The organism is Pseudomonas sp. P9_35 (assembly GCF_034008205.1).
In the GTDB taxonomy this organism is placed as follows: domain Bacteria; phylum Pseudomonadota; class Gammaproteobacteria; order Pseudomonadales; family Pseudomonadaceae; genus Aquipseudomonas; species Aquipseudomonas kilonensis.
Genome location: NZ_CP125373.1, coordinates 827,811 through 841,677, shown reverse-complemented (window position 1 = coordinate 841,677; position 13,867 = coordinate 827,811). Strand labels below are relative to the sequence as shown.

The window sequence follows — 13,867 nt, the reverse complement described above, 5'->3', positions numbered from 1 at the left end:
TGGCAGCAACGCGAAGCCAGGATGGGGACTCGATCAGATTTGCAGCAACGCCGATAGTCGCGCACAAGCCTGGGCCAGCTCCACCTCGCTGGTGTTGATCTCACAGTCCGGCGCAAGCGGCGCCTCGTAGGGACTGTCGAGCCCGGTGAAGTTCTTGATCCGCCCGGCACGGGCCTCGCGGTACAACCCCTTTGGATCACGCTGGGCACAGACGTCAAAAGGGGTACTCACATAAACCTCCACGAAGGTGCCCTCGGGGAACAGATGTCGGGCCGCTTCCCGGTCAGCGCGAAACGGTGAGATGGCCGCAACGATGACGATCAGGCCGGCATCGACCATCAAGCGCGCCACCTCGGCAATGCGGCGGATATTTTCCTTGCGGGCCTCGGCATCCATGCCCAGGCCCCGGCACAACCCCTGGCGCAGGTTGTCGCCATCGAGCAGGGCCGTGTGCAGGCCCATCTGGTTGAGCTGCACTTCCAGGGCATTGGCCAGCGTCGACTTGCCCGCCCCCGACAGCCCTGTCAGCCAGATGCAGCGGGGGCGCTGGGCTTTGATGGCGGCCCGATCCTCGGGCGTGAGCGCCTGGGCAAAAGGACGAATCTGCACCTGTTGCATCGATACCTTTGACGTTTCATTCATAACCAAGCATCTCGTAGTCACGTTGGTACACCCGCCGTACCAGCCGACGGGTCCGTACCGAGCAAATTTCCCTTACCGGCACCGCAGCGCGCTGCCGGGTGCGGTTCACATGGGGCAACGTCGCAGCCAGTCCCAGATGCTCGCACACCCGCTGATAGTCCCTGCCCAGGTATTCCTGATAACCGATGAAGTCCATCGCCAGGTGGCCGAGGGAATCGGTGAGGAAATCTGTCTGGGCAGCGAAATGCAATTGCCGGGTGATGTTCTCCGGGTGCAGCCAGCGCGCGACGAAATCATCGAAGTCGCGGTATTGGCCGACCAGTTTCTGAGCCGCATGATCGCGCGGCCCCAACGTGTTGCCCCGCAGGAAAGCATAGGCCGAATATGCACGTTCCAGCGGATCACGAACAAAGGCAAACTTGAAACTGGCGGCGTACTGCTGCGCGAACTGCTCTTCGTACCAATACAACGGCAGGTGGCCCGGGGTGTAGCCATCGAAAAGCCCCACGCAAATACTGCTACCGGCGCATTTGGGCACATGGATGAACAGGCAGCCGCGCTGGGCGAAAGCTTCGGGGAAACGGCAATTGGCCGACATCGATTTGTTCACGACCTGCCGATCGACAACCGACAGGCGCCCCAACAGAAAGGAGCGCTGCGATTTGGGCAGTAACTTCCACAGATAGCGTTGCAGCATGCACGTCCACGCGCGAGAGGGATGGCCCCCTCGATGACTGAAGTTGGTCCAGGAAAATCCTGTGGCCAGACCTTAGCAGTCACGGGTCGCAGATTTATTGTGGGTTGGTCAAGGCAGGTAAGGATTCCGATACAAACCTGTGGGAGCAAGCCTGCTCGCGATGGCATGGCACATTCAACATCACCGCCCCAGACACACCGCTATCGTCGGAACGCCGCCCGGAGCAAGCTCGCTCCCACATTGGCACTGAGGCGCGCACAACATCTGTGTCCGACGCCGGACCTGTGGGAGCGAGCTTGCTCGCGATGGCACCGGCACATTCAAGATCACCGGCCCAGGCACGCCGCTATCGTCGGAACGCCGCCCGGAGCAAGCTCGCCCCCACAGTTGATCGAAGCCGCTATCCCAGCCAGGGATCCGAACTCAGGCGATATTCTGGGCAGGGGCGTCCAGTCCCATGGCATGAAGACGCGAGTAGTAGCCATTCTGCGCCAGGAGCTCGCCATGGGTACCCCGTTCGACGATACGGCCCTGGTCCATTACCAGGATCATGTCGGCTTTTTCGATGGTTGACAGACGATGCGCGATGACCAGGGTCGTACGGCCTTTCATGACCTGGTCCAGCGCGGCCTGGATATGCCGTTCGGACTCGGTGTCCAGCGCCGAAGTGGCCTCGTCGAGGATCAGCAGCGGCGCGTTCTTCAACAACGCCCTTGCAATGGCCAGGCGCTGGCGCTGGCCGCCGGACAGCAGCACGCCGTTTTCACCCACCTCGGTGTCCAGGCCATTGGGCAACTGCTCAATGAAGTCCATGGCATAGGCATCCCGGGCCGCCTTTTCAATATCCGCCCGTGGCGCACCGGCCAGGTCGCCGTAGGCGATATTGTTGGCCACCGTGTCATTGAACAGCGTGACATGCTGGGTCACCTGGGCGACATGACGACGCAGGTTGCGCAGGCGGTAGTCTTCGATTTCCACGTCGTCGAGCAGGATCTGGCCGAGCTCATGGTGATAGAAGCGCGGAATAAGGCTCGCCAGGGTCGACTTGCCGCTGCCCGAACGGCCCACCAGTGCAATCATCTGCCCGGGTGCCGCGGTGAAGCTGATGTCCTTGAGCACCTCGCGATCAGCGCCGGGGTAGGTAAAGCTCAGGTTGCGCACATCGAGACGACCGCTGACCCGCTCCTGCTCGACCGTACCCCTGTCGACCTCCGGCTCGACATCCAGTTGCTCGAAGATGCTCTCGGCACCGGCCACGCCTTTCTGGATGGTGGAGCTGACTTCCGAGAGCTGCCGAATCGGCTTGGGCAGCAAACCCGCGGCCGTGATGTAGGCCACCAGGTCACCCGCCGTCGCGTCGCCACGCAGGAACAGCACCAGGAACATCAGGGCCGCCATGGCGGTGTAGATCACCAGTTGCAGCATTGGCGTATAGACCGCGCCGGTGCGAGTCATGCGCAATTGCTTGTCGGTATTGCCCTGGCTGGCGTTGGTAAAGCGCTGCTCTTCGTAGGCCTCGCCGCCGAAGCTGCGCACCACGCGGTAACCCTGGATGGTCTCGGAAGCAACGTGGGTCACGTCGCCCATGGCCACCTGGATCTTTTTGCTCTGCTTGCGGAATTTCTTGCTGGTGCTGCTGACCATGACCGCGATCAGCGGCAGGATCGCCAACATCACCAGGGTCAGCTTCCAGTTCATCCATACAAGGTAGGCAAAGAGGAAGACCACGGAGAGACCTTCGCGGATCACCACCTTGATGGCATCGGTCGCGGCACCGGTGACCATGGTCACGTTGAAGGTGATCCGGGAGATCAGGTGCCCGGAATTGTGGGTGTCGAAATAGCGATTGGGCAGCACCAGCAATTTCTTGAACAACTCGACCCGCAGGTCGTGCACCAGCCCCAGGGAAACCTTGGCCAGGTAATAGTTGCCCAGGAACGACCCCAGGCCCTGCCAGGCCGCGATCAGGACGATCAGCAGCGGCACTGCCATCAGCAGTTTCAAGTCCTTGAGATACGGCACGTTGGGAAAGAGCACCGCATCGGGGTTGCTCAAGCCGTCGACGAAATATTTGAGAATCCCGGCCAACATGGGCTGGGTCGAAGCAAATATCACGAAACCCACGATACTCAGCAGGAAAATGCCCGCGTAGGGTTTGACGTATCCCAGCAACCGAAAATAGATCTTCAGGCTGGAATCCTGTTCCGCTTTGGGCGGTGCGTCACTCATCGTCGGGCTCACTGGTTAGGAAGAACGCGGAATTTTATCACAGCCACCGGAATTGGCCCGCGCCCAGGTCAAAACGCCGGCCAGGCCAATCGGCAACCAGGTAATGAACCATTCGGCGCGGGGGGTTCCGGTCAGGCTCGCAGCGTCGAACTGCATCGCCAGGAACGAAAACACCCACATACCAAGCACACCCCGCCCCAACAGGCTTTCCCGGGCGCGCCAGGCTTCGCGCAACACGGTGAACCAGACGATGCACCACAACAACAACCCTGGCAGCCCGAGTTGGATGGTGACGTGGCTGAACAGATTGTGGGCATGATCAAACTTGATGCCGTGACTGGTAATCCGGTAGTCGGCCGCCAAGCCAAGACCGCCCCACGGGCGCTCGGCAATCATGTGCAGGCTCGACATGAAAATCTCGGGGCGATAGGAAGCACCGCGCGCCATGACCAATGGCTCGAGCAGCCAGAAGGTCAGCATCGCCAGCACCAGGGCCGTAGCGGCGATAATCCGGGCACGCTGGTCCCGACAGTAAATTGGCATGGCCAGTACGCTAAGCAGCAAGGCCAGTGCAGCGCCGCGGCTCTGGCTCGCGACCACGAAGACGGCCAACACGCCCAGGGCTACCGCCCAAAGCACTTGCAGCCCGATATGACGTGGCACCCAGTGCAGCAACCAGATAGCCGCCAATCCGATCACGTAGCCGCCGAGGATCGGATGGGACAATTCCCCCAGCCCTTCCAGGCGAGCATCCCAGCGATGGTTCGTGTACCCGTAGAAATGGACGATGGCCATCAAGGCCGTCAGCGCGAGCCCCAGGCCACCCCATTGCATGATACGAATCACACGCTCGGGCTGGCCGTTGGCAAAAATCGGAAAAAACACCAGGAACGCCAGGATGTAGAGCAGTCGCTTGGCTTCACGGACAGGCTCTGCCACCTCGGCCCACAACAATGTGACCAACGCCCAGAGCATCAACGCCAGCAATGCCGTGTAGATCACCCTTTGGGCGCGCCACAACTCCACCAGCCGATGGCGGGCGGGCCAGGCGAAGACGATTACCGGCAACCAGACGAATGCAACCAACCCTTGCTGATAGATTTTGTTGGTCGGTGCCAGGGCTATCGCCAGCAAAAACCATAACAAGCCAAAGGCCATCCAGCCCTGCGCCCAACGTGTCGCCTGCATCTATCGCTCCTAAACGGTCTACCAACCAAGCCGGCATGGTGAAAACAAAAACTTTTGGGCATCATGGCCCGCCACGGCACCGGTTCTTTCAACAAGGTTTCCCTACGATGCAATCCTCACGGCTTCCCCAAGCCGCTTTGAATCAATTGATTGAAGGCGCCAGCATTCTGGAGGCCGACAGCTACGGCCCAAAAGTCTATCTGCTACAGGATGGCAATATCCTCAAGCTGTTTCGCCGCAAGCGTTTTTTTTCTTCGGCCCTTCTAAGGCCCTATTCAACGCGATTCATCAATAATGCAGCCCGCCTGCAGAAGCTCGGTGTACCGACCCTCGAAGTGCTGGCCTTCTACAAATTGCAAAAACCCGGCATGACCGCGGTACTGTATCGGCCTCTCCCGGGAAAAACCCTGCGTCAATTATCGAATCAGGAAAATTTCAGCTGGCAGCATACCCTTCCTGCGCTGGTCGAGTTGATCCGCAGCCTGCACGCCAGCGGTATTTATTTCCGCTCGCTGCACCTGGGCAACATCGTCGTCACGCCGGAAAACAAACTGGGACTGATTGATGTGGCAGACATGCGCTTCCTGCGCTCGCCGCTGCCACGCTACCTGGCGCGCCGAAACTTGCAACATTTCGCTCGTTATATTGCCCGGGAGAACCTGAACGGGAGCTTTCCAATGCAGGCATTGGAAAGTGCCCTATTGGCTGCCTGAGATCAACTGCCGGGCGGTCTGGCTGAAACTCGACCAGGCCTCGTCAGGTGCCAGCGCCTGATACTGGACCGCCGCGACCGCGCTGGCCGGAGTCTGTGCCGCCCGCCTGATCGCCTCGCTCCAGCCCTCTTCGTCATTGAGCGGCGCGTACCAGCCGGTGTCGCCCAACTGCTCACGAAAGACCGCAAGTTCGCTGGCAAGCACCGGGACACCAGCCAGGACAGCCTCCTGGAGGATCAGCCCAAGGCCCTCGTCCAAGGACGGGATCAGCACCCAATCAAACGCCCTGTAGAGCGTCGCGACATCTTCCAGATGCCCTGTCAGCAAGACCTTGTCGACCAGATCCGGCTGGGCGATTCGCGCTTGCAGCGTCTCGCGCCGAGGCCCTTCACCGACAATCACCAGGCGCCAATCGGGATGGTTGGCCGCCGCCCGGCCAAACGCCTCCAGCAGACTGGCGAACCCCTTGTTGTCCACCAGCCGTCCTACGGCGCCAAATACCCGCCCCCCTGCGCCAGGCAACCCCAGCCGGGCACGCGCCTCTTCGCGAGACAGCAGTGCAGACTGGAAGGCCGCCGGATCGAACGCGCTACGCAGCGCAGTCACCTGGATGCCCAACTCGTCCTGGAGCGACATCGCGAGGGTTTCGGAGACCGCGGCCAGGGTCAGGCGTGAGGCAGGGAAGCCACGCAACAGTTCACGGCCCGCGGGATTGAGCCGTGTCGCACCATGGAAAATCACCACCACGCGGATTTGCGGCAGATCCTTGAGGACCGGCAACAAGGTACGCGCCACGCCAACGCCATCAAGCAACACCACACGAGCATCGCTGTCGAGAAATTCCTGGCGGAAACGGCTGTGCATCAAGGGCTTGAGCAGGCGCCAGACATGTCGTCCCTTGAGCTGGGCCGAGGTCATATTCCACTCAAGCGCCGCCCCGACATCCACCCGACAGGCAGCCGCCGCCCCCTGCAAGAGCCACGTCTTGACAGGCATCGCAGGCTCCATCCGCGAGAGGATCTGATTATGGACCTTGTGTACCGAAGCGAACGGCGAACCGCCCGCCCACATGACATTGATAACGCTCATCGAGCAGCAAACCTTTTATCGCGGACCAGGATCCGTGCTTGGCGGGATTAATAGCTGATAAGCCAGCCGATGCAGACTCCGAGCAAGAAAACCAAGGACAACTTGACGTGCTCGCGGCGCTTGCGGCGCTCCTTGCGCCGGCGCTCCACGGGCACTTCCACATGAACCCCGAATCCGGTGTGCAAAATAGCATCTCCTTCGAGCGTAACCGCCGTCAAGTTCAGCTGGGCATAGCGCATAGACAGAGCCTTTTCGCCACCGAAACTGGCAAAGGGTGCGCAGAGGCCATACTCCTTCAACCGTCGCAGGCCTGGGTTGAGCGAGAAGCTTTGCCATTCGGGCTTGTCTGAAATCAATGGATAACAGGGCACGCCACCAACGACTTCACGTTCGCCCAAGTGAATGTAGGGGCTATGTACGCACAAGTCGTAGACATAGTTGCGCAACCACACTTGGAGAATATCCGGCCGCAGCTCCAGGATCGTGCGCGAATCCTCGACGAAGGCCGGGCGATAGAACTCCCAGTCATCCTCGCAGTGAAAGACATAAGGCGTCTTGACATGCTCGTACGCCAGATCGATCGAGGCCAGTTGCCCCAGCTTCGGCCGATTGACGAAGACCCTCGTGCGGTCCTTCCAGTGAGCGGGGATGGCGGCATGTACACCTTCGTCACCGGCATCTTCGGTAATGAAGACTTCACGAATCGGCGCGGTATTGAAGCGGTCGAAGCTCTCCAGGGTCCGCTTGAGCAGATCGCACCGGCCGCAACTGGTTACCACAAGGGTAATATCACTCTCGTCGGAAAACTGCACTGCAATACCATCTAGTCAAACGCCACCCCTGAATCGGATGACTGAACGGTTCGTGTCAAACGCCCAGCCTCAGGCGCAATGTCTCCAGCAAACTCAGCGGAGCCCGAGGCCGCAAGGGCGGCTCCAGTGCTTCAACAATCTTCTGCCCGATGCGCGCGAAACTGAACTGCTCCAGCGCCAGCTCCTGGCCGTTGCGCGCCACACTGCGCGCCAGCTCGGGGTCGGCGCGCAACCGGGAAAGCTTTTCCTGGAGCTGCGCAATGTCACGGTACAACACCACGTTGTGCATGTCCTGCAACCCCAACGCACGCGCCTCGTCGACGCCCTGATCGAACGCCAGCAGCACACAACCGCAGGCCATGGCCTCGAAATTCTTGATCATGAATTCGCCCATGCCCACGTCGGCACTGACGAAAAAGCGGATACGGTTGAGGGTCTCGCAATACTCTTCGCCGGACTTGGTCCGGGTCACGACCAGCGGCTCAACGCGTCCCAGCTCATCCAGCAGCGCCTTGCGACCGCTGTAGGCAACACTGTTGGTGCTACCAACGAAGGCCAACTCGATGTCCCGCTCACGGCCCTGATCCTGCAATAACGACTGATCGTAGCCCTTGGGCACGAAAACCGCATCGAAACCTTCGCCACGCAGACGTTCGGTCACCATGAAGCCGGAACTGATCACCCGCACCCACGGCAGGCGACGGTAATGCGCACTGAACTTGCCGGTGTATTTGCACGGAATGTAATTCTGGTAGGCATCGTGCTCGAGGATCACCAGGTTGGGGATCGTGCGGATGAAGCCGGCCTGGCGGATCTCCTGCTTGAAGCGCAGGAAAAATACGATCCGGTCATAACGCGAGACGTCCACATGGCGGCGGAAATATCCCCGCAGGTTGCGTTGTTCCTTGCTGTCGAGCCAGCGCAAGTCGCACTCGCAATGAGCGGCCACGCCTTCGTAGAGCCGGTCCAGAATGGCCCGCTGTTCTTTCTGCACCAGAAATAGAACTTTCATCGTCTTCCTTGCGGCACCGAACGACTTGATAAATAACCGGGGGCCTTTTTGCGCCGCAGCGCAAAGACGCCCCGCCTTGGGCCTTTACAGCCGCCAGAACAATTCATGGCGACGTACAGCCTTGCGAAAAAATTCGTTCTCGCCATACGCCGAGCCGGCGCGCCCGGCCAGCAGGCGCTGGAGGCCACGGCGCAGGCGACGCTTGAACGGCGCGCGCGGTTGCAGATCGTGCATCATGCCCAGCGCCATGGCCTTGTCACGCTGTCCAGGCACTGCCAGCGGCAGGCTGACAGGATGCATTGGCAGGGCCGGATCGAAATACGGCGGCAACGCAATGCCCGTGCCCGTATTCCCCATGGGCCAACGGTCGTTGTCGTGCAAATGATTGGCGTAGCCCAACAGCGTGGTCGGCTGCCACTCCAGGCCTTCGAGGGCTTGCAGGACAGCATGATGGGCGCAGAGATGGTCCGGGTGCGGATCAAGGGTCGGATGCGGCAACACAATGACCTCGGGGCGCGCCTTGAGCAGCAGTTCGCGCAGGTCCGCCAACAGGTTGTTCCAGGTCGGCGCGCCGTCGGCATCGCCAGGCAGCAGGAACGGGTTCAACTGACGGAACAGCCGGGTATCGCTCAGGTCAGCCTCGCGAGAACCTTGGGGGTGGCTCGGCGCCGCTTGCATGGCCGCCAGTTGCAGGCAGAAGTAACCCAACTGCACACAATGCGCTTCAGGCACCCCGGCCCAACGCGGTACGGCGATGCTGTCCCAGGCGCGCAAACGGCCCTTGAGCCGCGCCGCTTCAACGCGATCCAAGCCCATCTGTCGATAATGTTCGGCTTCGATTTCACCGGCGGTCAGCGTGACGATCCAGGCTTCGTCAGCCTGGCTGTACAAGCCGTAGGCGGCCAGCTCCGCATCGTCGGCATGGGGAGCGATGACCATCACCCGCTGGTGCTGCACTTGCGGCGGCGTGAAGGACCATAGCGTCGGCTCGCCCAGCAAACGGCAATGGCGCCCGCGCAGGCGCAGCTCGCCTCGGGACAATGCCGGGCCCTGCTCGCTGAGATTGAGATAGCGCAGGCCGTTGACCCCGCGCTCGAAAGTTTGCAGGTCCCGTTCGCCGCCCAACAATTCGACAACCGGGTCGATGAAGCGCCCCAGCCAGGTGCTCTTGACCCGCAACGCGAGAATCAGCGTCGCGCCATCGTCCAGAATCACGCCTTCGTCCAGCCGCAGCCGCCCGGCATTGAGGTGCACCTTGGGTTGCTGGGTGAACGGCGGGAAGCTGTACTGGTAATCATCCCTCGGCGAATAGAACAGATGATCGGCGAACCACGCCTCATGGGCGATCCAACCCAGCACCGCCAGCACCAGGGGCAACCACCAGGCCACCGCCACCCCCAGCAAGACCAGCGCGATGAGGGCGAGCAGCAGTCCCACGCGCTTGTTGCGACGGTGGCGCTTGAGCAACTGTTGCTTGCGACTGATCGGTGGGTTCATACGGTAAACACCGGCACGGGGTTGCACCAACGGTCCTTGTATTCCCGGTCCGCTCGGCCGAACGAAAAACGCAACGGCTTGCCGGCGGCACGGGCATGTTCCCAGGCGCTTTGGGTGTTGAGAAAGCTCAACACGCTGCCGGGGCTGAATTCGCGAGTCTGTGGGTCGACACCACCGTTGATGTACTCGACGCTGATCCATTCGGGCGCTTCGACGCGATACACCAATTGGATGGCAATCGGCGCATCGTTGAGGAAGATCACCGAACCGATCAGCCATTCGCGCAGCAACTCGATCACCTCGCCCATGCGCTCGGCACCGGTGGCCGCAAAGCCCCAGCGCCGCAGGAACAGGTCGCAGTAGATCGAGGCCAGCTCGGCGCTGGAAAACTCGCCGACCGGCCGTACCACCCCGCCCGCCTCTTCCAGCAAGCGCAGCTCACGGCGCTGGTTGTAGCGAAACTTCTTGGACAGTTCTTCCGGCGTGCGAGCCATGGCCAGTTGCTCCTGCTGCAACTTCAAGCCACTGAAGCGCCCCTCGTTGAGGGCCGACAGGTAACGCCCGAGATGACGCAACGGCGCTTGTGCATCGGGCGCCGCCGGCAGGATCAGTTCGGCATTGCCCAGGTCGAACAAGCCCTTCTTGCCGCTGCGCTTGAGCACGTCCTTGGACAACGCCAGGTCGCGGCCCCAAGTGGGTATGGCCGCCTTGAGTTCACCGTTCTGCTCGAACGCCAGATAACGCACGGGAATCCCGGCCAGGGCCGCCAGGCGCTCGACCACCAGGGGATGGGTCGCCACACTGCCACCAAAACGCTGCCAGGCCTGGGCATAAATCGACGCGTCTACGGCTGTCCAGCCGCGCTCACGCCAGCCTTGGAATCGATTGAACATTCAGGCCCTCGGCGCCAGTTCGGTGACTTGGGGCAAACGCCAGAATGCCTCGCGTACGGCGCGATCCGAGAAGCGCTCGCGCAAGCGGTCGAGCATCAGCTCGGCGCATTGGCGACGCTGCAGATCGTCCATGGCCGCCAGGTGTTGCAGCCCCTGGGCCATGTGCTCGGCGTCGCCCAGCGGAAACAGGATGCCCACACCTTCGACCACTTCCTTGGCCCCCCCGCAGGCCGTGGCCAGCAACGGTACACCGGCGGCCATGGCTTCGAGCAGCACCATGCCGAACGGCTCATGGTCGGAACTCAGGGCAAACACATCGAACGCGCGGAAATAACGGCGCGCCTCGGGCACCTGGCCGAGCAACAGCACGCGATCGGCGATGCCCAATTCCAGCGCCAATGCCCGGAGGTCCTGCTCCAGGCGGCCCTTGCCAAGAATCGCCAGCTGACTGTTGGCCGGCAAATACTTCAGCGCCGCAGCAAAGCCGCGCAGCAGCGTGGCCTGGTCCTTGTCCGGGTGCAGGCGACCGACATTACCGACAATCCAGGCCTGCGCATCCAGCCCCAGGGTCTGTCGTGCCTCCTCGCGGGAGACCAGGCTGGCCTGCGTGGCATTGAGGTCGATACGGTTGTAGAGCGTCTGGATCCGCGTGGCCGGCCACTTCGGCAGGCAGCGGCGCATGTCGTCACGCACCGCATCGGAAACCCCGAGCAGACTCAGGCGTTTACGAAAAACCTGGGCGAACAGCCGGCGGGTACGCCGTTGGTAGTCACCGAAGGCATGATGCACGCCGATCACCGGCAAGCGGGTACCGAGCAGGGCGATGTAGATCGGCTTGAAGCGATGGGCAATGCAGAAACTGAAATTGCGTGAGGCGGCAATCTTGCGCAGATCGCCGATGGCACCCAGCTTCAGGCCACGAATGGCACTGGAGCTGTACTCCATGAACAGCACCTCGTCCGAGGCACAAGCGGCGGCGACTTGTGCATCCGCCGCCCCGGTGAGAAACACCGTGGTCACGCGATAGCCAGTGCCCGTGAACAGGCTGGCGTACTGACGGGCGCAGTCCAGGAACGGCCCGTCATAACCGTGGCAGAACTGCAGCACATGTCGCTCAGCCGAGCGTGTCATAAGCGTCCACGCCGTCTTTGACCACCAGGATGTCTTCCATGATCAGGTACTGCAGGTCGGAACCGAAGAACATGTTCAGCGCGTCGGTCGGCGAGCAGATCATCGGTTCGCCACGACGGTTGAGCGAGGTATTCAGCGACACGCCATTGCCGGTCAGGACTTCCAGGGCCTTCATCATGTCGTAGTAGCGCGGGTTGTATTCGCGCTTGAGCACCTGGGCCCGGGACGTGCCGTCTTCATGGACGACTTCCGGCACGCGGGTTTTCCATTCTTCGGCCACTTCGAAGGTGAAGGTCATGAATGGCGCCGGGTGGTCAACCTTGATCATCTGCGGCGCTACGGTGTCGAGCATCGACGGGCAGAAAGGCCTCCAGCGCTCGCGGAACTTGATCTGTTCGTTGATGCGATCGGCCACGCCGCTGGCGCTTGGGCAACCGATGATCGAACGACCGCCCAAGGCACGCGGACCAAACTCCATGCGCCCCTGGAACCAGGCCACCGGGTTGCCGTCGACCATGATCTTGGCGATGCGCTCGGGGGTGTTGTCGATCTTGCGCCACGCAGGCTTGCTCGGATGACGGGCGCATGCAGCGATCACATCTTCGTTGCTGTAGGCCGGGCCGAGGTAGACGTGTTCCATCTTCTCTACTGGCACGCCACGAGCGTGGGACACATAAGCCGCCGCACCCACGGCCGTACCGGCGTCGCCGGAAGCCGGTTGCACGAACAGCTCCTTGACGTCGTCACGGGCGATGATTTTCTGGTTCAGCTTGACGTTCAACGCGCAGCCACCAGCGAAGGCCAGCTTGCCGGTTTCCTTGAGCACGTCGCCCAGGTAGTGGTCGATCATTTGCAGCGCGAGCTTCTCGAACAGCGCTTGCATGCTCGCCGCGTAGTGAATGTACGGCTCGTCGGCGATGTCGCCTTCACGTTTCGGGCCGAGCCATTCGATCAGCTTCGGCGAGAAGTAGAAGCCCTTGCCCTTCTCTTTATAACGACGCAGGCCGATCACGTTGGCGTAGTCGGTGTTGATCACCAGCTCGCCGTTTTCAAAAGAAGCCAGGCGCGAGAAATCGTACTTGGTGGCATCGCCGTAGGGCGCCATGCCCATGACCTTGAACTCACCGTCGAGCATTTCAAAGCCCAGGAACTCGGTGATCGCGCCGTACAGGCCGCCCAGGGAGTCCGGGTCGAAGAATTCCTTGATCTTGTGGATCTTGCCGTTTTCGCCGTAGCCAAAGAAGGTCGTGGCGTATTCGCCCTTGCCGTCGATGCCCAGGATTGCGGTTTTCTCCTGGAAGCCCGAGCAGTGGTAAGCGCTTGAGGCGTGGGCCAGGTGATGCTCGACCGGCTCGATCTTGATCTTTTTCGGATCGAAGCCCAGTTGCTCCAGGCACCAGACGATCTTGCGGCGATAGCGTTTGTAGCGACGGTTGCCCATCAGGATCGCGTCGAGGGCCCGGTCCGGGGCGTACCAGTAGCGCTTGGCGTAGTGCCAGCGCGCCTCGCCGAACAGGCTGATCGGGGCGAAGGGGATCGCCACTACATCGACGTCGGAAGGCTTGATGCCGGCCTGCTCCAGGCAGAACTTCGCCGACTCGTAGGGCATGCGGTTCTTTGCATGTTTATCGCGTACGAAGCGCTCTTCCTCGGCCGCCGCGATCAGCTTGCCGTCAATGTACAGCGCAGCGGAAGGATCATGGCTAAGGGCGCCGGACAGGCCAAGAATCGTCAATGCCACAGGGTCTAGCCTCTTATGTCTGCATACGGGCGACAAGCGCCTCGAAAAATTGATGTGCCGCGCGCCCAGGGCACGGGGCAGCTAAAGGGCGGGATTATAGCTTAAAAGCGGCCTTAAGCCTCTAGCGGTGAGTGGCGGGCTTGTGGGTTTTGCCGCTCGGGCGTTCATTGACAGTCCATGGCCACCAACATAGGCTTCGTGCAAATGGACTGGGAGATCCCGG

The 13,867-nt window shown here is 61.3% G+C and carries 12 protein-coding genes; 1 reads left to right on the top strand and 11 read right to left on the bottom strand.

The features are described from left to right. Positions 1 to 33: 33 nt before the first annotated feature. The 4 genes from cysC to QMK47_RS03640 all read right to left on the bottom strand — a co-directional run bounded on the left by cysC (position 34) and on the right by QMK47_RS03640 (position 4,756). A complete protein-coding gene (cysC, locus tag QMK47_RS03655; RefSeq protein WP_253471213.1) occupies positions 34 to 642 on the bottom strand; it encodes an adenylyl-sulfate kinase in 609 nt (202 codons plus the stop codon). Next, positions 635 to 1,339, bottom strand: a complete 705-nt coding sequence (locus QMK47_RS03650) for a sulfotransferase family 2 domain-containing protein (protein WP_253471212.1) — start codon at positions 1,337 to 1,339, stop codon at positions 635 to 637. The genes cysC and QMK47_RS03650 overlap by 8 nt, the downstream gene beginning before the upstream one ends. A 423-nt stretch (positions 1,340 to 1,762) precedes the next feature. After that, positions 1,763 to 3,568: a lipid A export permease/ATP-binding protein MsbA gene (gene msbA, locus QMK47_RS03645; protein WP_253471210.1), complete on the bottom strand. Its 1,806-nt coding sequence runs from the start codon at positions 3,566 to 3,568 to the stop codon at positions 1,763 to 1,765. Positions 3,569 to 3,583: 15 nt separating this feature from the next. Beyond that, positions 3,584 to 4,756, bottom strand: a complete 1,173-nt coding sequence (locus QMK47_RS03640) for an O-antigen ligase family protein (RefSeq protein ID WP_253471208.1) — start codon at positions 4,754 to 4,756, stop codon at positions 3,584 to 3,586. A 107-nt stretch (positions 4,757 to 4,863) separates the two neighbouring features. Between QMK47_RS03640 and QMK47_RS03635 the strand changes: the two genes are divergently transcribed. Next, a complete protein-coding gene (locus QMK47_RS03635) occupies positions 4,864 to 5,469 on the top strand; it encodes a toluene tolerance protein (protein ID WP_253471206.1) in 606 nt (201 codons plus the stop codon). Here QMK47_RS03635 and QMK47_RS03630 read toward each other — a convergent pair. The 7 genes from QMK47_RS03630 to QMK47_RS03600 form a co-directional block, all read right to left on the bottom strand. After that, positions 5,455 to 6,558 (bottom strand): glycosyltransferase, encoded by a 1,104-nt coding sequence (locus QMK47_RS03630; RefSeq protein ID WP_253471204.1) that lies wholly within the window; start codon positions 6,556 to 6,558, stop codon positions 5,455 to 5,457. The two genes, QMK47_RS03635 and QMK47_RS03630, sit on opposite strands and share 15 nt — an antisense overlap. Before the next feature lie 47 nt (positions 6,559 to 6,605). Then, positions 6,606 to 7,370 (bottom strand): glycosyltransferase family 2 protein, encoded by a 765-nt coding sequence (locus tag QMK47_RS03625; RefSeq protein ID WP_253471202.1) that lies wholly within the window; start codon positions 7,368 to 7,370, stop codon positions 6,606 to 6,608. Positions 7,371 to 7,425: 55 nt separating this feature from the next. Beyond that, positions 7,426 to 8,382 carry a glycosyltransferase gene (locus QMK47_RS03620; protein ID WP_214511487.1) on the bottom strand — a complete coding sequence of 319 codons (957 nt, stop codon included), beginning with the start codon at positions 8,380 to 8,382 and terminating at the stop codon, positions 7,426 to 7,428. A gap of 84 nt (positions 8,383 to 8,466) precedes the next feature. Continuing rightward, positions 8,467 to 9,867 (bottom strand): PIG-L deacetylase family protein, encoded by a 1,401-nt coding sequence (locus QMK47_RS03615; protein ID WP_320390506.1) that lies wholly within the window; start codon positions 9,865 to 9,867, stop codon positions 8,467 to 8,469. Between the two features lie 8 nt (positions 9,868 to 9,875). Then, entirely contained in the window at positions 9,876 to 10,772 is an 897-nt protein-coding gene (locus QMK47_RS03610; RefSeq protein WP_320389814.1) for an antimicrobial resistance protein Mig-14, read from the bottom strand. Beyond that, the gene (locus tag QMK47_RS03605) at positions 10,773 to 11,903 is read right to left on the bottom strand and encodes a glycosyltransferase (RefSeq protein WP_253471199.1); all 1,131 of its coding nucleotides are present in this window, start codon (positions 11,901 to 11,903) and stop codon (positions 10,773 to 10,775) included. Beyond that, positions 11,887 to 13,644 (bottom strand): carbamoyltransferase, encoded by a 1,758-nt coding sequence (locus QMK47_RS03600; RefSeq protein WP_003197115.1) that lies wholly within the window; start codon positions 13,642 to 13,644, stop codon positions 11,887 to 11,889. Before QMK47_RS03600 ends, QMK47_RS03605 begins: the two co-directional genes overlap by 17 nt. Between the last annotated feature and the right edge of the window lie 223 nt (positions 13,645 to 13,867).

Bases quoted from the DNA above. Each gene is read 5' to 3' on its own strand.
- QMK47_RS03640 (WP_253471208.1), bottom strand. From the start codon at position 4,756: ATGCAGGCGACACGTTGGGCGCAGGGCTGGATGGCCTTTGGCTTGTTA.
- QMK47_RS03630 (WP_253471204.1), bottom strand. From the start codon at position 6,558: ATGAGCGTTATCAATGTCATGTGGGCGGGCGGTTCGCCGTTCGCTTCG.
- cysC (WP_253471213.1), bottom strand. From the start codon at position 642: ATGAATGAAACGTCAAAGGTATCGATGCAACAGGTGCAGATTCGTCCT.
- QMK47_RS03635 (WP_253471206.1), top strand. From the start codon at position 4,864: ATGCAATCCTCACGGCTTCCCCAAGCCGCTTTGAATCAATTGATTGAA.
- QMK47_RS03610 (WP_320389814.1), bottom strand. From the start codon at position 10,772: ATGTTCAATCGATTCCAAGGCTGGCGTGAGCGCGGCTGGACAGCCGTA.
- msbA (WP_253471210.1), bottom strand. From the start codon at position 3,568: ATGAGTGACGCACCGCCCAAAGCGGAACAGGATTCCAGCCTGAAGATC.
- QMK47_RS03605 (WP_253471199.1), bottom strand. From the start codon at position 11,903: ATGACACGCTCGGCTGAGCGACATGTGCTGCAGTTCTGCCACGGTTAT.
- QMK47_RS03620 (WP_214511487.1), bottom strand. From the start codon at position 8,382: ATGAAAGTTCTATTTCTGGTGCAGAAAGAACAGCGGGCCATTCTGGAC.
- QMK47_RS03650 (WP_253471212.1), bottom strand. From the start codon at position 1,339: ATGCTGCAACGCTATCTGTGGAAGTTACTGCCCAAATCGCAGCGCTCC.